Annotated in this window: 18 protein-coding genes; 16 read left to right on the forward strand and 2 right to left on the reverse strand. The window is 48.9% G+C overall.

All coding sequences use genetic code 11. The annotated features are described in order from the left end of the window. Positions 1 to 3: 3 nt before the first annotated feature. Complete coding sequence (locus JJQ72_RS05830) at positions 4 to 387, reverse strand: cupredoxin domain-containing protein (protein WP_138226707.1); 384 nt, start codon at positions 385 to 387, stop codon at positions 4 to 6. A gap of 183 nt (positions 388 to 570) precedes the next feature. On the opposite strand from JJQ72_RS05830, the gene JJQ72_RS05835 reads away from it, so the two are divergent. The 10 genes from JJQ72_RS05835 (at position 571) to JJQ72_RS05880 (ending at position 13,614) form a co-directional block, all read left to right on the forward strand. Next, positions 571 to 2,940: an endonuclease MutS2 gene (locus tag JJQ72_RS05835; protein WP_208203046.1), complete on the forward strand. Its 2,370-nt coding sequence runs from the start codon at positions 571 to 573 to the stop codon at positions 2,938 to 2,940. Between the two features lie 42 nt (positions 2,941 to 2,982). Beyond that, positions 2,983 to 3,402: a DUF350 domain-containing protein gene (locus JJQ72_RS05840; RefSeq protein WP_138226705.1), complete on the forward strand. Its 420-nt coding sequence runs from the start codon at positions 2,983 to 2,985 to the stop codon at positions 3,400 to 3,402. Positions 3,403 to 3,559: 157 nt separating this feature from the next. Beyond that, positions 3,560 to 4,117: a hypothetical protein gene (locus JJQ72_RS05845; protein ID WP_208203047.1), complete on the forward strand. Its 558-nt coding sequence runs from the start codon at positions 3,560 to 3,562 to the stop codon at positions 4,115 to 4,117. A 155-nt stretch (positions 4,118 to 4,272) separates the two neighbouring features. Continuing rightward, a complete protein-coding gene (locus JJQ72_RS05850; protein ID WP_208203048.1) occupies positions 4,273 to 5,250 on the forward strand; it encodes a sugar ABC transporter substrate-binding protein in 978 nt (325 codons plus the stop codon). Next, on the forward strand, positions 5,247 to 6,716 hold the full coding sequence (locus tag JJQ72_RS05855) for a sensor histidine kinase (RefSeq protein WP_208203049.1): 1,470 nt from the start codon (positions 5,247 to 5,249) through the stop codon (positions 6,714 to 6,716). Before JJQ72_RS05850 ends, JJQ72_RS05855 begins: the two co-directional genes overlap by 4 nt. Beyond that, positions 6,691 to 8,259, forward strand: a complete 1,569-nt coding sequence (locus JJQ72_RS05860; RefSeq protein ID WP_208203050.1) for a response regulator — start codon at positions 6,691 to 6,693, stop codon at positions 8,257 to 8,259. Before JJQ72_RS05855 ends, JJQ72_RS05860 begins: the two co-directional genes overlap by 26 nt. An 11-nt stretch (positions 8,260 to 8,270) precedes the next feature. Continuing rightward, positions 8,271 to 9,386, forward strand: a complete 1,116-nt coding sequence (locus JJQ72_RS05865) for a D-xylose ABC transporter substrate-binding protein (RefSeq protein WP_243895905.1) — start codon at positions 8,271 to 8,273, stop codon at positions 9,384 to 9,386. 286 nt (positions 9,387 to 9,672) lie between these two features. Then, positions 9,673 to 10,776, forward strand: a complete 1,104-nt coding sequence (locus JJQ72_RS05870) for a sugar ABC transporter substrate-binding protein (RefSeq protein ID WP_208203051.1) — start codon at positions 9,673 to 9,675, stop codon at positions 10,774 to 10,776. Positions 10,777 to 10,861: 85 nt separating this feature from the next. Then, entirely contained in the window at positions 10,862 to 12,382 is a 1,521-nt protein-coding gene (locus JJQ72_RS05875) for a sugar ABC transporter ATP-binding protein (protein ID WP_208203052.1), read from the forward strand. 113 nt (positions 12,383 to 12,495) lie between these two features. Then, positions 12,496 to 13,614: a sugar ABC transporter permease gene (locus JJQ72_RS05880; protein WP_243895916.1), complete on the forward strand. Its 1,119-nt coding sequence runs from the start codon at positions 12,496 to 12,498 to the stop codon at positions 13,612 to 13,614. 125 nt (positions 13,615 to 13,739) lie between these two features. Here the strand turns inward: JJQ72_RS05880 and JJQ72_RS05885 are convergent, their stop codons facing one another. Further along, positions 13,740 to 14,969, reverse strand: coding sequence for an NAD(P)/FAD-dependent oxidoreductase (locus tag JJQ72_RS05885; RefSeq protein WP_208203054.1), 1,230 nt, complete (start codon positions 14,967 to 14,969; stop codon positions 13,740 to 13,742). A gap of 128 nt (positions 14,970 to 15,097) precedes the next feature. On the opposite strand from JJQ72_RS05885, the gene JJQ72_RS05890 reads away from it, so the two are divergent. The 6 genes from JJQ72_RS05890 (at position 15,098) to JJQ72_RS05915 (ending at position 18,747) form a co-directional block, all read left to right on the forward strand. Continuing rightward, positions 15,098 to 15,331 (forward strand): hypothetical protein, encoded by a 234-nt coding sequence (locus JJQ72_RS05890; protein WP_481856825.1) that lies wholly within the window; start codon positions 15,098 to 15,100, stop codon positions 15,329 to 15,331. A 58-nt stretch (positions 15,332 to 15,389) separates the two neighbouring features. After that, positions 15,390 to 15,773: a spore coat protein gene (locus tag JJQ72_RS05895; protein ID WP_138226700.1), complete on the forward strand. Its 384-nt coding sequence runs from the start codon at positions 15,390 to 15,392 to the stop codon at positions 15,771 to 15,773. Between the two features lie 190 nt (positions 15,774 to 15,963). Next, positions 15,964 to 16,464 carry an Lrp/AsnC family transcriptional regulator gene (locus tag JJQ72_RS05900; protein WP_138226699.1) on the forward strand — a complete coding sequence of 167 codons (501 nt, stop codon included), beginning with the start codon at positions 15,964 to 15,966 and terminating at the stop codon, positions 16,462 to 16,464. Between the two features lie 13 nt (positions 16,465 to 16,477). Further along, complete coding sequence (locus JJQ72_RS05905; protein ID WP_138226698.1) at positions 16,478 to 17,683, forward strand: aminotransferase class I/II-fold pyridoxal phosphate-dependent enzyme; 1,206 nt, start codon at positions 16,478 to 16,480, stop codon at positions 17,681 to 17,683. A gap of 115 nt (positions 17,684 to 17,798) precedes the next feature. After that, positions 17,799 to 18,059, forward strand: a complete 261-nt coding sequence (locus tag JJQ72_RS05910) for an aspartyl-phosphate phosphatase Spo0E family protein (protein ID WP_138226697.1) — start codon at positions 17,799 to 17,801, stop codon at positions 18,057 to 18,059. A gap of 127 nt (positions 18,060 to 18,186) precedes the next feature. After that, a complete protein-coding gene (locus tag JJQ72_RS05915; RefSeq protein ID WP_208203056.1) occupies positions 18,187 to 18,747 on the forward strand; it encodes a cob(I)yrinic acid a,c-diamide adenosyltransferase in 561 nt (186 codons plus the stop codon). The last annotated feature ends 3 nt before the right edge of the window (positions 18,748 to 18,750 follow it).

The raw sequence follows: 18,750 nt of genomic DNA on the forward strand, positions 1-18,750 counted from the left end.
TGTTTATTCTTCAATAATAAGCTTGGAGATCATCTGTGAATGTCCTGTTCCGCACATGATCGAGCAGGAAATGTCGAAGGTGCCAGTCTTGTCCGGGGTCACCACGATCGAATCCTTGTTGCGATCCAGCTGCACACCAAGTGCCGGGATCATAATGCCATGATTTCCTTCCTTATTTTCATACTTGATTTCAACCGGAACGCCCTTCTTCAGCGTATACTCCTGCTGATTGAACTCATAGTTCGTTGCCGAGATGACCAGCTCCGCTTCAGGTGCAACTGCGGGATCGGTAACTGCTCCCCCGGAGGACGCGTCATTATTTCCACCGCATGCTGCAAGCACGAACAGAAGCATGAGGGATAACAGAGACATTAAGGCTTTTTTCATGAATAGCTCTCCCCTTACCATAAATAATGTAAAACCGTATCTTTGTTTATGATAACGTAAAATGCGGGACAATGCTTCATGTTCATTATGTAGAATTGGTGAACAAGAGTTTAGAGGTTTAGAAATAGCGAAACACGGAGCACTTCGTTATAATAAGGTCATGCATGAGAGGAGTTGTGCTTCTTGGACGAAAAGATTCTACACACACTTGAATACCGTAAAATTTTAAATACATTGGCAGGATATACCCAGACTACGATGGGCAAGGAGGCCTGTGAGCAGCTGCGGCCCAGCGTGATGCTGGATGACGTGATCCGCCTGCTGTCAATTACCGATGAAGCGTACACGGTGGATCGCTTGAAGGGAACGCCCTCCTTCCGGGGAATTAGTAACATAAACGAGCCTCTCAAACGAGCGGCGATCGGCGGTACGCTCAATGCGCATGAGCTGCTCGCAATAGCCAATACCATTCTTGGCTCCCGGCGGCTGAAGCGGTTGATCGCGCAGATTCATGAGGATGAGAAGATTGAACGGCTGTATCAGCTGAGTGATTTCATTTCGGAGCAGAAGCCGCTTGAGGACAGCATCCGGCTGTGCATTGATGACAGCGCAGAGGTGGTGGATACGGCAAGTGCAGAGCTTGCCAAGATTCGCCGGGAGCTGCGGGGCGGTGAGGCGCGGATTCGGGAGAAGCTCGAAGGCATGATCCGTTCCCAGACCGTCGCCAAAATGCTGCAGGATCAGCTCATCACCATTCGGGGAGACCGGTTCGTCATTCCGGTCAAGGCGGAGTACCGCTCGTATTTCGGCGGGATCGTGCACGATCAGTCAGGCTCGGGAGCGACACTGTTCATTGAGCCGGAGTCCATTGTCATGATGAACAACAAGCTCCGCGAAACGCGAATGAAGGAAGAGCGCGAGATTGAGATCATTCTGCAGAAGCTGACTGCGCTTGTCGGAGAACAGGTCGAGCTGCTTGCTTATGATGTCGATGTATGCGGCCAGCTGGATTTTATTTTTGCTAAAGCGCGCCTGGCTCATGTGAGTAAATCCACCCTGCCCGTGATGAACGACAGAGGATATCTAAAAATTAAAAAGGGTCGCCATCCGCTCATTCCTGCAGAGCAGGTCGTGCCGCTGGATGCGGAGCTGGGCAATGATTTTACCTCAATTATTGTGACAGGTCCTAATACGGGCGGTAAGACGGTAACGCTCAAAACCGTCGGTCTCCTCAGCCTGATGGCCATGTCCGGGCTGTTCATCCCGGCGCAGGAAGGAAGCCGCATGTGCGTCTTCGATGCCATTTATGCGGATATCGGCGATGAGCAGAGCATTGAGCAGAGCTTGAGTACTTTTTCCAGCCATATGACAAACATTATTTCTATTCTTGGCCGGATGACAGAGAAGAGTCTGGTGCTGCTGGATGAGGTCGGTGCCGGCACGGACCCTGCTGAGGGCTCCGCGCTTGCGATTGCCATTCTGGAGCACATTCATCAAAAGGGCTGCCGCATGATTGCAACAACTCACTATTCCGAGCTAAAGGCTTATGCCTATGAGCGCAAAGGGCTGATCAATGCCAGCATGGAGTTTGATGTTCAGACGCTGAGTCCGACATACCGGCTCCTTGTCGGCGTACCGGGCCGAAGCAACGCGTTTGCGATTGCCGAGCGCCTGGGACTGCCCCTGCACATTCTGGAGTTCGCCCGCGGAGAAGTGAAGGAAGAGGATCAGCGTATCGAGCATATGATTGCATCGCTGGAGGAGAACCGTCACGGAGCCGAGGTAGAGCGGGAGCAGGCTCAGGCGGTGCGTCAAGAGCTGGAGGAGCTTCGGGCGCGGCACAGCCGCGAGCTGGAGAGGCTGGAAGAGCAGCGTGACAAGCTGGTGGACAAGGCGCGGCAGGAAGCCCGCAGCCTGGTGGACAAAGCACGCAGCGAGGCAGAGGAGATTATCGCGGATCTACGGAAGCTGGCGCAGGAGGAAGGCGCCTCTGTGAAGGAGCATAAGCTGATCGCCGCCCGCAAGAGGCTGGATGAGGCAGAACCGGAGCAGAAGAAGAAATCGGCGGCGAAGCGAAGCGCGAATGAGAAGCGGGCCATCAGCGCCGGGGATGAAGTTATGGTATACAGCCTGAATCAAAAAGGCCATGTTGTGGAAATGGCAGGGAGCAAGGAAGCTCTGGTTCAGCTGGGGATTATGAAGATGAAGGTCGCTTTAAGTGATCTGGAGCTGGTGTCCAGCGGAAACGGCAAAGAGGCCGCCAAGCCGCAAAAAACAGCAACCGTCCTCAAGCGTACCCGGGACGCCAATACCCGAAGTGAGCTGGATTTGCGGGGCGAGAACCTGGAAGAGGCGTTAATCGCCGTAGACCGCTTTATTGACGAGGCGTTTCTTGGCAATCTCGGACAGGTGTACATTATCCACGGCAAAGGGACGGGCATACTGCGCACCGGTATTCAGGAATATTTGCGGAGACACCGTCATGTCAAGAGCTACCGGCTTGGCAATTACGGCGAAGGCGGTACCGGCGTGACGATTGCAGAGCTGAAATAACCGCCAGGTGATGTGGCAACGCAGCGGGGGAGGGAATCTGAGATGATGGAAGCCGTTGATGGGCTGCTGTCCCATCCGGTGGGAGCGCTAATCGGCTATTTTTCGGTCGCTATTCTGGCTTTGATCGTATATCTGGCCTGCTTCGAATGGGTCACCAAGTACAAATGCTGGGACGAGATTCGGAAAGGCAATGTGGCGGCGGCCATGGCGACGGGCGGCAAAATTTTTGGCATCTGCAATATCATACGTTTCTGCATTGAGCATAATGAGACCGTATATGGCATGATGAAATGGTCGTTCTTCGGCTTCATTTTACTGCTGGCTGCTTATTTGCTGCTGGAATTTATGACGCCGGTGTTTTCCGTAGATGAGGAGATCGGACGTGACAATCGGGCTGTCGGCTTGATTGTTCTGATTATCACCGTTTCTCTCTCCTATGTGATCGGAGCTGGCATTACTTAACGGAGGTTGAGGAGCTTGAAATATTTACCTAGAATTTTGTTTGTGGCCGCCTTGCTTTTTATGGTGTCAGGCATTGTATACTTGTCGATGAATTAATTAGGAGTCATAAGACTGCATTGGCGATGACGCCAAAGGCTGTGAAAGGATGAATGAAACAATGGAACCGATAGTCTGTCCCTGGTGTCAGAGTGAGATTGTGTGGGACGAAGAGATCGGACCGGAGGAGCATTGCCCGCACTGCGAGAATGAGCTGAAGGGCTACCGGACGATCAATGTAGAGATGGATATAGAAGCTGAGGCAGATGAGGCTTCAGAGGATAAATATAGTGAAGATCCAGAAGAGGTTGTAGGGTTTAACCAGCCTTTCTGGAGCGGTGAAACCACTTTGGATCCGGGCGTTCGGGTGCTGGAGCAGTACGGTGATGATTATGACCTCATTTCTTACGAAGAGGGGGTCGAAAAAGCGCTGGATCATCAGGATGAAGTGCCTGAATGCATTCACTGCCGGGAGTACATGCTGTTTGCCGGCAAGCAGGCTATGGGCGGAGAAGGCTTCCAGCCTGTCCAGCTCCCCCATCTGCAGGGCCCGCTGCTATCCTCGCCGATTCATGTGAATATGTACGTCTGCTCTGGCTGTTTCCAGGTGCAGTACACATTAGACGAGGATGATCGTCAGCGACTGATCCAAAGGCTGTCGAAGCCGTCTGTGGAATAAGCATGCATATATTAATCAAGCAGCCCGTTCAGGGCTGCTTTTTTTGAGTTCGCCGATGATCACAAATCTCATCTTTATTTATATATCCGATGCCTTTATAATTGTAAAACAATGCGAACTGAAAAATCTCATTTCGGCTAAGGAGGTCGCTGGAATTGCGCAAGACGGTCGTAGTGATGTGCAGCATCGCAGGATTGGTCCTTTGTTATTTTACCCTTCTGTCTGTTGAACGTATGTATGAAGCCGGCAGTCTTGTACCCGCAGAACTAAAGGAGAAACAGGTAAAGTACCGATTCGTGCTAGTTACACAGGAACTGAACACACCCTTCTGGGATACGGTCGGCGAGACAGCAGTGAAGGAAGCGGCCAAGAACCATGTCAGCCTGCAGGTATGGGGAAGTTATGAGAACAATGAGGATGATTTCTTAAAACACATGGAAATCGCTATTGCCTCAAAAGTTGACGGTATCATTGTTCAGGGGCTGGACACGGCAGAATTCAAGGAGCTCACTAAAATTCAAGCTGGTCGAAGCGGGATTCCGGTTATTACCGTGGCTAGCGACGTACCAATGAACGATAGCTTGAGAAGAACCTACGTCGGGTCAGATCATACAGCAGCAGGCCGCATGGTCGCCAATGAACTGATTTCCAAACTGGGCCCTAAAGGCACGGTCATCCTGATCGGTGGCAGCAGGCAGCAGTATGATCAGGATCAGCGTCTAAAAGGAATTCGCGAAGTGTTTCAAGCCTATCCCGAGCTCGTAACTGTCTATTCGGAGACCTCTGATGAGCGGGAGAAAGTCATCAGCTCTGCAAGAGAGATGATGAACAAATATCCGAATGCGGATGCTTTCGTAGCCGTAAGCTCGAATATTACGGATGCCTTGGTTAATGCGATAGGTAAGCGCTATCAAAACGGAAGATATCTTATTTATTCGTTTGATGACAGTCCTGAAACGAGGTCTCTGCTGGAGACAGGCAAGCTGGACGGGATGATAGAACAATCGCCCGAAGAGATAGGAAAAACCAGTGTGAATCTGATGGTGAGATGGCTGGAAGGTAAGACTATTCCACTGGATGTGGACGGCTATTATACAGATATCACGATGGTTAAGGCGATCAGCCGCCCATGAATATCAGTATTCTGAAAAAAATCTGGATTCTTGCCGCCGTCGTTCTCAGCCTTATGGCTTCCATATGGATTGCGTTAACTTACTACAATCAGCAGACCCAAGAGCAGTACAACGAAATACTGCAGCGATACATCAGTATGAATGAAGCAAGCATCGCTAGTAAAGAACTGATCTCTTCATTAAACAATTATTTGCACTCATCGGAGACGGCGCAAAAAGAAGTTCTGGGAACCAGTAAACAAAAAATTCATGAAGCGAAATATGAAGTGTACAAGCTACGCAATGCTGATAATGAATTTGAACTGAGCAATTATATTCATATGATGGACAGTCTCGCTGAGGCCGCGGACCGCACACTGGTGCTACAGGCGGAGAAAGATACAGAAGAAGTTGGTCAGACGTTTGCAGAAGCTACTCGAATCTCCATGTACATCTCTGAAATGACCTTGACACTGATCAATAAGGAATTGAATACGTATTATCCGTTTTATCAAGGAATTATGGAAAAATCAGAGGCGTTAAAAAGGCTGGGCTTGTGGCTGCTGTTGTTGATTACATTCCTGCTGATCATATTTACATACTGGTTCTCGTTGAGTATTACAAGGCCGCTGCTGTCACTCAGCAGAGCTGCCAAAGAGCTCTCCCAGGGTAGATTTGATTTAAAGATTGAAGTGCAGTCCAGTGATGAAATATCGTTCCTTGCCAAAATGTTTGAGCGAATGAGGGTAAATATCAACAACCTGATCATAGAAATCCAGGAAAAGGCTCAGCTCGAAAAAGAACTCCGAGATAATAAGCTACTGCTCCAGGAAAGCCAGCTTCGCAGTCTGCAGAGTCAAATCAACCCGCATTTTTTGTTTAACACACTGGATACGATCTCAAAAAAAGCCTATCTAGAGGGATCTGAAGAAACAAGTGATCTGCTGGTCAATGTTGCAGGTCTTCTTCGATATAATCTTAAACGTTTAAACCGTTCCGTAACACTTTATGAGGAAGTACGCGTGATAAATCAGTATATCGAGATTCAAAAAGCAAGGTTTTCGGAACGATTACATTTTCACTCAGAAATAGATGAGTCCTGTATGCACATTCAGATTCCCGGCCTTACTCTTCAGCCCATAATTGAAAACGCTATCACACATGCTGTGGAGCCCAGGGAGCTGGGCGGAGTCATTCAATTTAGAATCAGGGATGAAACAGATTATGTGTGTGTAATCATTGAAGACGACGGTCCGGGTATTCCAGAACATCTAATACATTCTATTCTTAACGAGCAGGAGATAGAGGTCAGCAGTCATTCTACCGGGATCGGGTTTAGCAATGTCGTCCAGCGACTGAGGTTGTTTTATCATATATCGAATGTGATTGTTATACAAAGTACTTCCGGTGCGGGAACAAAAGTCATCTTAAATCTGCCAAAGATAAGGGGGAGCGAAAACGATGTACAAAATACTGGTCGTGGATGATGAACGAATAGAGCGGGAAGGACTTCGTCTGATATTGCAGCGTGGTTATCCCAACCTGATGATCGAAGAAGCCTCCAGCGGCAATGCTGCGATAGAATGGGTACGCAGGTTTCAACCGGATCTCGTTTTAATGGATATCAAAATGCCAGGCATCACGGGTCTGGAGGCGATACAGATCATTGCTGAGGAGAATCCGTGGATTCGTTTTATTATGGTTACTGCGTTTGACACCTTCGAATATGCTCGTCAGGCCATCAAGCTGGGCGTGAAGGATTATCTGCTCAAACCAAGTAAAGCCCGCGAAATTGTCGCGACGGTTAGCAGAGTGCTGGAGCAGATTGGAGAAGAACGATTGTACCGTTCCCAGCTTTCCAGCCAGCAGGCTGCTATGGAGAAGACTATACCGCTGATCGAAACTGACATCGTGACTCAGTTATTATTTGATCATGTGCATGATATCCATTTACAAGAATTGCTGGACCTGATTGGTGAAAGTTCTTCAAACGAAATGTTCGCCGTCCAAATCACACTATCTGAAAACAAAGAGTTACTGTATAGAGCAGTTAAAAAAAGATTGAAAAATGCCTGCTCCTGCTGGGTTGGTGCAATGTGCGGTCTACAAATTCCTGTATTCGTCTTTCGTCGACCGGACCGGTCCTTCCGCGCTCAAGCGGTAGATATTGCCCAAGAGATACTGCGTGTGGCTTCGCCTTCAAAGGAAGGATGGTTTGTGGGCATCGGTGGTGTATGCAGCTCCCTGCATGATAGTAAACAATCTTTTCAAGAAGCCTTGCTTTCTTCAATTCATACAACAACATCAGCAGTTAAGTACCGATTTTACGAAGATTTGCCTGTAATCAATTCCGTTAGAGAAATACTGAATCGAGAGCAGGAAAGGCAGCTGCTGGATCATATCAGGCTGGGACGTTGGAAACAGGTTCTAAGTAGTGTGATGGAACTGATCCGCTCATTTGAACAAGAGCAAATTCCACTGATTCAGGCTCAGCAACGGATTTTAGAGGTGTTGTGGTTGACCACTCGAATATTAAGCGAGCTTGGGATTATGCTCCCGGCACCCATGTATACCTTTCAGGCTCAGGATTATCGGCAGTTTTGTACGGAAACTCTGCATATTTTGCAACATCTTGAGCAGGCATATGAACAATTTTACCAGCATGCATCGACAGAAACGATTCATACGATGAAACAATACATTTTCGAGCATTCGCATGAGAACATTTCTCTGGATATGATCAGCAGGCAGGTAGGCTTGAATCCCTTTTATATTAGTAAGCTGTTCAAGGAGCAGCTTGGCATCAATTATATTGATTTTTTAACGGAATGCCGCATCGAACGGTCGAAGCAGCTGATGCTGGATCCAAACAAGAGTATGAAGGAAATCACATTCGAAGTCGGATACCATGACCCGAATTATTTTAGCAAAGTGTTTAAGAAGTCGAGCGGCCAATCTCCTACAGAATACAGAAAAGCTCTGCTACAGGGAAATGAAGAAAAGCCGGAAAATGGATCAACCGTGCGGTAGAAGGAGGCTCTATGAAAAATCAGAAAACATTATGGTTTGATGTAGTGGCGAAGGTTCCGAAAAGATTGTGCTTGCTTGCCATTATAATGTCCGTACTAGGAGCCATTTACTTTACTGACTACTTGAATACCGAAAACGATGTTCCAGCAGTCACCACCAATATACCGGACACTCAAGCTGCAGCAAAAACGAAAAAGGTCGTTATCGGATTTTCAATGGATACGTTGCTGGAAGAACGATGGTTAAAGGACCGTGATTTGTTCAAGGCAGAAGTCGAGAAGCTGGGCGCTGAAGTCGACGTGATGGCGGCGAATGGGGATGATGCGCTGCAAATTATTCAGGCCGAAGAACTGATCAGCCGAGGTGTTGATCTGCTTGTCGTTGTTCCTCATAATGCGGAAGCCATGGCGATGATTGTGCATAAAGCACATGCCGCAGGTATCAAAGTTCTCGCTTATGATCGTCTCATCCGCAATGCTAGTGTAGATATGTATATCTCATTTGATAATGAGAAAGTGGGAGAGCTCCAGGCGCAGGCGATTACTGCACTCGTTCCCCGCGGTAAATATGCATATATTGGAGGAGCAGAGACTGATAATAATGCGCTGCTGCTGAAAAGGGGGGTGTTTAACGTGCTGCAGCCCTTCATTGAACGAGGTGATATTAGCGTGGTGTATGACCAGTGGACCGAGAACTGGGAAACAGCGAATGCCAGGGATAACATGAAGGCTGCTTTGGACGCGAACGGCAATGACATTGATGCAGTCATCGCAGCCAATGATGCCACAGCGAATGCCGTGATTTTAGAGCTTGCTGCAAGAGGCCTTGCCGGAAAAGTTCCGGTTGCCGGGCAAGATGCCGATTTAACAGCAGCAAAGCGAATTGTGGAAGGAACACAAACCATGACGGTATATAAGCCGATACATTCTATGGCTGAAGCAACGGCTGCAATTGCAGTGAAAATGGCGAAGAATCAACCAGTGACGGCGAACCGGTTGATGAGCAATGGCCAGGTAAGCGTCCCTTCACTCTTGTTGACCCCCATTGTTGTAAACCGGAGAACAATGAATGATACGATCATTGCGGATGGCTTTCATTCTCGTTCAGAAGTGTATGGCACTGAATAAGCTCAAACGATATAGGCTAAGTTGAAATTCACACTGGTCCGCTTCGATTAATAACCATACTGCGATCACGCTTACGCTCGAATTTTATAGCATAGCACCAGGACACTTCCTGGTGTTTTTTTAAGACAAGAATTTGACCAAATAGGAGTTGGGACGAACTGGAAGGGTACAAAAAAGTACAGATGATCTAAAAAAAGTGCTATGAATGCTTTCCTGCTGCTTCACCCTACGGTGCTATATTTTAGGTGTCTTAAAACTTTGTAGATGGAGAGGGGCTCACCAATTCATGAAAAAGATACTTAAACCTATGGCTTTTGTGCTGGTTGTGATGATGCTGACTGTCTTTACCGCAGCATGCAATCAAAACAGCAGCGGTACAGTAAGTGTTGGTATTGTTCTGCCAACCAAAGACGAACCTAGATGGATTCAGGACGAAGAACGTTTCAAAGCAGCACTGTCGGATTCGAAATACACAACGGAAATTTTGTTCAGCCAAGGTTCATCGGCTAAAGAAAAGGAAAATGTGGAAACGCTCATTAACCGCGGTATTCAAGTACTGATTATCTGTCCTCAGGATGGAGATGCAGCGGCTGCAGCGGTGGAATCGGCCAAGAAAGAAGGTATCACGGTTATCTCCTACGACCGCTTGATCACCAACACGGATGCCGTTGACTACTATGTCACTTTTGATAGTGCAGCTGTGGGAGCGGCACAAGCGCAGTACCTGGTGGATCATGTAAGCGGAACCAATGTACCGCTCTACCTGTATGCAGGCTCCGCAGGAGACAATAACGCATTCCTGTTCTTCCAAGGTGCATGGACTGTTCTTCAGCCTAAGATTGCGGACGGTACGTTTAGAATCGCTAACTCCAGTGAAGCAGAAGCACTGAAAGGTACAGCCGACCTGTCCCGGGACCAGCAGAGCAAGATTATTGGTCAGGTGACAACGAACTGGGATCCGAATGAAGCGAAAAACAAAGCTCAAACGCATTTGACAGCAGCCGGCAGCGATGTGAAAGGGAATGTGGCCATTCTGGCACCGAATGACGGTACGGCTCGTAACATCGCAGATGTGTTTGGCTCCGACAGCGCAATTACCGATTACGTAATCACAGGTCAAGATGCGGAGAAGGCGTCGATTCAGTACGTGATTGACGGGAAGCAGTCGATGACCGTATTCAAGGATGTGCGGACGCTGGTTAAAGATGCTATGGGTATGGCCATTACAATTCTGGATGGTAACACACCGGAAACAACGGGTTCCTATAACAATGGAAATACTGAAGTGAAAGCGAAGCAAACTGATGTCATCGTGGTCGACAAATCCAATGTACAAAAGGAAATGCTCGACTCCGGATATTACAAAGCGGAAGACTTCACCGGTCTGTAAGCACGAGCATGGAAGCGTTGAGGGATAGAGGACTCTATCCCTTTTACGCAATTCATAATGACCGTCCCATCGAAGGAGGCAAGCCATGAGTGAGAACATTTTGGAGATGCATCAGATCAGCAAGGAGTTTGTAGGGGTCAAGGCATTGTCTAGCGTTCAATTCGACGTGAAAAAAGGGGAGATCCATTGTCTTGTCGGTGAGAATGGAGCTGGAAAATCTACATTAATGAAAGTACTCAGCGGGGTATATCCTTACGGTTCATATGAGGGAGATATCTATTTTGATGGCGAGATCCAGCAATTTAATGAAATTAAAGATAGTGTGCAGGCTGGCATTGTCATCATCTACCAGGAGCTTGCACTGTTTCCGGACTTATCGGTGTATGAGAATATTTTTGCAGGGAATGAAGTGAAGCGGGGCCATCTTGTCGATTGGAATCAGACAATCAAGAGATCCAAAGAAATGCTGGAGAAGGTCAAGCTGAAAGTAAACCCGGAAACCTTGGTCAAGGATCTGGGCGTCGGGAAACAGCAGCTGATTGAAATTGCGAAAGCGTTAAGCAAGGAAGTGAAGCTGTTGATACTTGATGAGCCGACTGCCGCACTGAATGAAGATGACAGCGAAAATTTACTGGAACTGTTGCGTGAACTGAGAAAGCAGGGCATTACCTGCATTATGATTTCTCATAAGCTGAAAGAGGTCATTTCGATCGCTGATTCTGCTACCGTGCTGCGGGACGGAAAGACGATTTGTACACTAGATGCCGCCAAGGGTGAGATTACGGAACAAACCATTATTCAGCATATGGTCGGCCGCAAGATTGAGGATATTTATCCGAAACGTCCCAACCCCTTATACGGTGATAACATTCTTGAACTGAAAAACTGGACAGCGTATGATTCCATGCTGGGTCGTCCTGTGGCCAATCAGATCAGTATGCATGTGCGAAAAGGTGAAATCGTCGGGATCGCCGGACTAATGGGTTCGGGGCGAACCGAGTTAGCACTTAGCGTCTTTGGTAATCCGAAAGACTACAGACTCGAAGGAGATATACTGCTTGCCGGTAAGTCCGTGAAGTTCTCGCACACGAGTGATGCGATCAAGGCCGGTATTGCTTATGTTACGGAAGACCGGAAGGGCAACGGATTGTTTCTAGCCCAAGATATTAAGAGCAATATTACAGCTGCACATTTAAAGGGGATATCGGAAAAAGGCATCATTAATGATAATGAAGAGATTAAGCAGGCGAACAAATATAAAGATTCCATGTATATTAAAGCACCTTCTGTAGAACAGCTTGTCGGAAAGTTAAGCGGGGGAAATCAGCAAAAGGTTTCTCTGGGCAAATGGCTGTTTGCCAGTCCCCGGCTGTTAATTCTGGACGAACCGACACGGGGGATTGATGTCGGAGCCAAATTTGAAATTTATACTATTATGAATCAATTAATCAGCAGCGGCATGAGCATCATTATGATTTCTTCGGAGCTTGGCGAGGTGCTTGGTATGAGTGACCGCATCTATGTGATGGCAGAAGGCAAGTTAAAGGGCGAGCTCTTGTCTGCCGAAGCCGATCAGGAAAAAATTATGCAGCTGGCGACACAATAGGAGGGGTGCACATGCAAATCAATCCAAACCGGGATCCGGTCACATCCGGCCCGCAGCCTAATTTATTTCAAGAAACTCGACATTTGGTTAAAGATAATATTCGGGATTACGGCATGTTTATCGCCTTGTTTGTCATTATACTGACGTTTACCATTATGACGAACGGATTATTTATGTCCTCCCGTAATATCAGCAACCTGCTAGATGCAACCGGATATATCGCTGTACTTGCCGTAGGTATGACACTCGTCATTGTGATCCGCCAGATTGACTTATCGGTAGGATTTGCCGCCGGTTTTCTTGGCGCCATCGCTGCGATCCTGCTTACGCAAGCTGGCGTATCGGTCTATATCACAATACCCGTAATTCTGATACTTGGTATCGCGCTGGGCATGATCAACGGTCTGCTGGTGGCGAAGATCGGGATTCCGTCTTTTGTAGCCACCTTGGCGGGCATGCTTGTGTACCGCGGAGCTTTGCTGCAGATCACTGAGAAAACAGGAACCATTATTGTAAAAGATACTCATTTCAATGCGATCGGCAATGGATTTATTCCTTCTCTGTTTCAAATACAGGGTCTGCATGTTCTGAGTTTGGCCTTGGGTCTGATCTGTATCATCTTGTATGTCATAAGTGAAATTTCAACGCGCCGCAACAAAGTGAAGTATCAATTTGAAGTCATGTCCAAACCGATCTTTGCCTTGAAATTAATATTTATATCGACCATCATCGCCTATATCACCTGGATACTGGCAGGATACAACGGATTTTCGTGGACGGTGGTCATCATGGTTCTGGTCGTGCTGATTTATCATTTTTTTACCACCAAAACCGTACTGGGCCGACATATTTATGCGGTGGGCAGCAATCCGGAAGCGGCACATCTCAGCGGGATCAGTGTTAAAAAAATAACGTATATCGTCTTCGGATCGATGGGTATGCTCTCAGCATTATCAGGAATTTTGTTCACTTCACGTTTACAGTCGGCCACAACGACGGCAGGAACCTTGTTCGAGCTGGATGCCATTGCTGCAGCTTATGTTGGCGGCGTATCGTCTGCCGGAGGTGTCGGGAAGGTTACTGGCGCCATCATCGGAGCAATCGTTATGGCCTCTCTATCTAGTGGCATGAATCTGTTAGGGGTAGGAATTTCCTACCAATATATGATTCGCGGGGGAGTTCTGGCCGCTGCCGTTGTCTTTGATGTGATGACTCGCAGGAAAAGTGTATAACGTATGCTTACAGCGAAATCTGAAATCTGTATATAAAGGTGAAGGTTCGTACAGGCAAGATTTGATGATTTTCCTGCGCTGTACGAGCATCTTCAAACATGGAAAGTCTCCCGCTGAATTGTGATTTAATGCTTCTGCTTTCTCCGAATCGGAGAGAACCAGGACAGCTCCTCCGGCTCCTTTCCAGTCAGCGTATCTGCCAGCATGTCTGCCGCGATCATGCTGTATACCGTGCCGTTGCCGCCATATCCCTCTACGAAATAACTGCTTGGAAAACGGGGGTCGCGTCCGATCAGTGGCAGACCGTCCTTGGTGGAGCCAAATACGCCGGACCAGCTGCATTCTATATTTAAAGGACCGAGCTGTGGAAAAAGTGCCATGACTTCCTTCAGCAGCTTTTGGCTGCGCTCCTGTACAATCTCCTCGGTCAAGCCGCCTTCGGCGAGCGGCTCGTCCAGCCCGCCGGCTACTATGCGTCCGTCAACCGTTGTGCGCAGGTACAGATAAGGCCTGGCTGCTTCCCAGATGAGCGCCCGCTCATGCCACGAGGAAAGATCCTCGACAGGCTCGGTCGTAATGGCATAGGTGTATTCAAGCACAGCCTGGGCGTCCTTTTTCCAGTCCTGGGCTTCATAGCCGACGGTCCAAATCAGTGTTTTGGCGTGAACCTTGCCCATGCCATGAGTATATGCGATGGCACCGCCCAGATGATCCTCCTCCACCCGGACTACACCACTGTGCTCATAAATACGCAGGCCCTGCCGGGTGTGGCTGTAGTTCAGCAATGCCTTGACCATATGTACCGGATTTACCTCGGCATCTCCATGGCAGTACAGCGCCGCCGGCTTCGTGAACGGAAACCTTGCAGCAATGTCCTGGGGCGTCCAGTACTCGACATCGAACCCGTAACGGCGCAGGTTCTCATACTCCTGCTGCAGCAGCTTCACATCCTGCCGGGTGCTGGCGCAGTAGAGGCTGCTCCGGCGGCGAAAGCCGATATCTTCCGGCAGCTGGGAGGCAACGGAGGCGAGGCGCTCTACGGCTTCCAGACACATTTTATAGAAACGGCTGCCTTTATACTCACCGAACCTCTTCATCAGCTCGGTTATGGAATCATCATTCATAAATTGCAGCAGAGCTGTACTGGCAGAGGTGCTGCCGCCTGCTACGGTGTGCTCTTCCAGAAGCAGGACATCCAGTCCGCGCTTTGTAAGCTCATAAGAGACGAGCGCTCCGCTGATGCCGCCGCCGATGACGAGAACGTCGCATGTGACGCTGTCCTCAAGCTGTGGATAGGAAGGATACGTATCGTTGAATTCCTGTTCCCATGGACTTGGCCCGCTGGTAAGCTTCATGTCAAATACCCTCTTTCTTTTTATGGGATATCAGCTCTCTTGCACAAGCTTTACTATTTACCACATAGAACCATACAATCCAAGCCATACTATTGAAGCTACTTCAAAGGGAAAGGTGGATGGAAACCGTGAACAACGCAGAAATGAAGCCGCTGACGTCCAAGGAGCTGGACTACCTTGTAGACTGCATCTCTAATGAAAGCACGCTTGCGAAGCACTGCGCAGCTACAACTGCAGCGATAACAAATCCGGCAGTGCAGCAATCTCTGCTTGGTATGATGCACAAGCACGAGCAGCATATGGACAGGCTCGTTCAGTCCCTGCAGCAGCACCAAAGCCTGGCTGTATCCCCGTCGCATTAAAGGTTAGCTTTGCATGATTCAATCGCAATCTATGACCACCATTAAAGGAGGAGCCAACATGCCATCCCAACAAGGGACATCCTTTCTTCCGGAAGAAGATCTGCTCAACAGCATCCTGAATGAATTGAAGCGTACCGTACGTGAGTACACCACAGCAACGACCGAGGCTTCCTGTCCTGCAATTCGCCGGATGTTCTCGGAGCTGACGGCCGAAACCCTGCAAATGCAGGGTGATCTGTATCAGCTTATTGAGCGGCAGAAGCAATACCCGGCTTCCGTGCCGACGGCGATTAAAGCAGATGTCGATAAGCAGCTGCAGGCTATGCAGCAAACGAGTCAAGCCACCCGTGACTTTACAGCACAGAGAACCTCGGGGCTGGAGTCGTACTCGCATACGCCCAACGTGGCCAGTCATCCTACGAACGTACAGCCTGGTCACTAATTTCTTGTACCCGGTCCGTTGACCGACGACTCAGCACCCATGAACCGATGGTTTGATCGGACTTTATCCGAGCCATCGGTTTTTCTTTGCACAGAAAGCAAAAGTTATTGTAATATAGGTATTAATCTCTTTACAGGAACCGGCTGAATGCAGCCGAATGGCCTGATAAATGCGCTGGAGGATGGCAAGTATGGAAGAGCTGAGCCCGTTTAAATTGAAAGTGCTTGACCTGTTGAAAGAGGATGCGAGAAGGACTCCGGCCCTTTTATCGACCCTGCTGGGGGCATCTGAAGAGGAAGTGAAGGAAGCCATCGCGGAGCTAGAGCGTGATCATGTTATCGTCAAATACGTGACGGTTGTGAATTGGGGCAAGGTGGAAGAGGAGAAGGTGTACGCACAGATTGAAGTACAGATTACACCGGAGCGCGGAAGAGGCTTTGAGGGAATTGCGGAGCGTATTTATTTGTTCCCTCAGGTGAAGTCGGTATACTTGATGTCCGGAGCCTATGATCTCCTGGTAGAGGTAGAGGGGCGCAGTCTTCGAGAGGTCGCGAACTTTGTCTCGGAGAAGCTGTCTCCCATTGATTCGGTGCTGTCCACGAAGACGAATTTTATTCTCAAAAAATATAAACAAGACGGGATTATTTTCGAAGAAAATCCAGAAGACAAGCGTCTGCTGATCTCGCCGTAAAGGAAGAGTGGATATGATTGTGAATCAGGAACGTTCAACCGGAAATGACAACAAATCAATGAGCTCTTATTTGGCCACGGGAGTCAAGAATATTCAGCCGTCAGGAATCCGCAAGTTCTTCGATCTGGTCAGCGGGAACAAGGATATAATTACACTGGGCGTCGGGGAGCCGGATTTTGTAACTCCATGGCATGTCAGAGAAGCGTGCGTGTACTCTTTGGAGCGGGGATTTACTCAATACACATCAAATGCGGGCATGCCGGAGCTGAGAGAAGAGATTTCCCGTTATTTGGAGAAGGGGTTCCAGGTTTCGTATGATCCTAAAGACGAGGTGCTTGTTACCGTCGGAGGCAGTGAAGCGATTGACCTTGCACTGCGTGCGCTGCTGGAGCCGGGAGATGAGATTCTCGTTCCGGAGCCGTGCTATATCTCTTACTCACCCATTACGTCGATTAGCGGCGGCATTCCCGTGGGCATCGAGACGACCGCGGATAACCATTTCAAGCTGACAGCAGAAGATCTTCAAGCCAAGATCACACCGAAATCCAAGGTACTGATTCTGTGCTATCCAAGCAATCCGACAGGGGCCACAATGACGTATGAGGATTGGCTTCCCATTGCAAAAGTGGTGGAGGAGAATGATCTCATCGTCATTTCGGATGAAATTTATGCAGAGCTGACGTATGACGGCACTCATGTCAGCTTCCCCTCGATGCCGGGCATGAGAGACCGGACGATTCTCGTCAGCGGCTTCTCCAAAGCATTCGCCATGACCGGCTGGAGAATGGGCTATGCCTGTGCCCACCCGGACCTGATTGGGGCCATGACCAAGATTCACCAGTACACGGTCATGTGCGCACCGGCTATGGGCCAGGTGGCAGCGCTTGAAGCCCTGAGAAACGGACTGGGGGAGAAGGACCGGATGGTGGAGTCCTACAACCAGCGCCGCCGAATGATTGTTCAAGGCTTGTGTGAGATTGGACTGGATTGCCATGAGCCGCAAGGCGCCTTTTATGCCTTCCCGAGCATCAAGCGCACGGGCCTGTCCTCTGAGGAATTCGCGCAGCGCCTGCTGACAGAAGCCAAGGTAGCAGCAGTTCCAGGCACAGCCTTCGGCTCGGGAGGAGAGGGCTTTATTCGCTGCTCCTACGCTACGTCGATTGCGCAGCTTGACGAAGCATTGAAGCGTATGGGGAAATTTGTCGAAAAGTTAGTATGACAAGAAGATAGTTGTTCCTTTTCCTTGATTTAGCAAAAATAAATCTTTTCATAACTCAAAACTATGATATAATTTTGTTTCGGGAGAAGAAATACTTTATCAAGGAGGGAAGCTTATGTTCTGTGAATACGAACTGTCGCATTACAGCGGTGATCTCACAGCAGAACGTTCTGACCGTGAAGAGTGGAACGTAGAGACGGCAGACTCTGAACCGCAGGACATTTCCCTAGAAGAAGAAATCCATCTGCTTCGACAGAGAATGGAGCAGATCTTTCTGGAAGAGCAATCCTTTACTTCTGAAATTGTGATCGAGATCAGCAGCCTGCTGGATCTCAAGATTAATGAATATATGAAAGCCCAGCCGAAGAAGAAGTAGGCTGAGCCTTTATGAGGCCCTGCGGCAGTCTGCAGGGCCTCTTTTTCGTCGAGAGCGGGATATGATATAGTGAGACGTGAGAATAGCTGAACCACGAAATTGTGTAGTGATATGGAGGACAAAATTCATGAAAATGTATACAAGAACCGGCGATGCTGGAGAGACTTCCATCATTGGCGGACGCGTGCTCAAGGATGATCCTCGGATCGAGGCTTATGGCACCATCGATGAGCTGAACAGCTTCGTGGGTCAGGGGCTATGCCTTGCGCAGGACGCCGGCTTTACCGAGCTGGCGAAACAGCTGCTTCAGATTCAGCACGAGCTGTTTGACTGCGGCTCGGATTTGGCCTATGCCAAGCCTAAAGAAGATCAGGTTAAGGTTCATGCCGGAATGGTGGAGCAGCTCGAGCAGTGGGTGGATCTCTTTGAAGAGGAGAATCCGCCGATTGAACGGTTTATTCTTCCGGGGGGCAGCCACCTTGCGGCATCCCTTCATGTCTGCCGCACCGTCTGCCGCCGTGCCGAGCGACTGACGGTTACACTGTCCCGTACGGTGGACATTAACCATGAGGTGACTCGATATTTGAACCGGTTATCCGATTACTTCTTCGTGGCAGCGAGAACCGCGAATGTTCGTGCCGGTGTGCCGGATGTAGAATATGAGCGCAGCGGAAAGGTGTTCCGGTAAACG

The organism is Paenibacillus sp. F411 (assembly GCF_017582705.1).
In the GTDB taxonomy this organism is placed as follows: Bacteria; Bacillota; Bacilli; order Paenibacillales; family Paenibacillaceae; genus Paenibacillus_AQ; species Paenibacillus_AQ algicola.

Bases quoted from the DNA above. Each gene is read 5' to 3' on its own strand.
- JJQ72_RS05875 (WP_208203052.1), top strand. From the start codon at position 10,862: ATGAGTGAGAACATTTTGGAGATGCATCAGATCAGCAAGGAGTTTGTA.
- JJQ72_RS05865 (WP_243895905.1), top strand. From the start codon at position 8,271: ATGAAAAATCAGAAAACATTATGGTTTGATGTAGTGGCGAAGGTTCCG.
- JJQ72_RS05870 (WP_208203051.1), top strand. From the start codon at position 9,673: ATGAAAAAGATACTTAAACCTATGGCTTTTGTGCTGGTTGTGATGATG.
- JJQ72_RS05900 (WP_138226699.1), top strand. From the start codon at position 15,964: ATGGAAGAGCTGAGCCCGTTTAAATTGAAAGTGCTTGACCTGTTGAAA.
- JJQ72_RS05905 (WP_138226698.1), top strand. From the start codon at position 16,478: ATGATTGTGAATCAGGAACGTTCAACCGGAAATGACAACAAATCAATG.
- JJQ72_RS05885 (WP_208203054.1), bottom strand. From the start codon at position 14,969: ATGAAGCTTACCAGCGGGCCAAGTCCATGGGAACAGGAATTCAACGAT.
- JJQ72_RS05860 (WP_208203050.1), top strand. From the start codon at position 6,691: ATGTACAAAATACTGGTCGTGGATGATGAACGAATAGAGCGGGAAGGA.
- JJQ72_RS05840 (WP_138226705.1), top strand. From the start codon at position 2,983: ATGATGGAAGCCGTTGATGGGCTGCTGTCCCATCCGGTGGGAGCGCTA.
- JJQ72_RS05880 (WP_243895916.1), top strand. From the start codon at position 12,496: ATGTTTATCGCCTTGTTTGTCATTATACTGACGTTTACCATTATGACG.
- JJQ72_RS05855 (WP_208203049.1), top strand. From the start codon at position 5,247: ATGAATATCAGTATTCTGAAAAAAATCTGGATTCTTGCCGCCGTCGTT.
- JJQ72_RS05910 (WP_138226697.1), top strand. From the start codon at position 17,799: ATGTTCTGTGAATACGAACTGTCGCATTACAGCGGTGATCTCACAGCA.
- JJQ72_RS05830 (WP_138226707.1), bottom strand. From the start codon at position 387: ATGAAAAAAGCCTTAATGTCTCTGTTATCCCTCATGCTTCTGTTCGTG.
- JJQ72_RS05845 (WP_208203047.1), top strand. From the start codon at position 3,560: ATGGAACCGATAGTCTGTCCCTGGTGTCAGAGTGAGATTGTGTGGGAC.
- JJQ72_RS05895 (WP_138226700.1), top strand. From the start codon at position 15,390: ATGCCATCCCAACAAGGGACATCCTTTCTTCCGGAAGAAGATCTGCTC.
- JJQ72_RS05915 (WP_208203056.1), top strand. From the start codon at position 18,187: ATGAAAATGTATACAAGAACCGGCGATGCTGGAGAGACTTCCATCATT.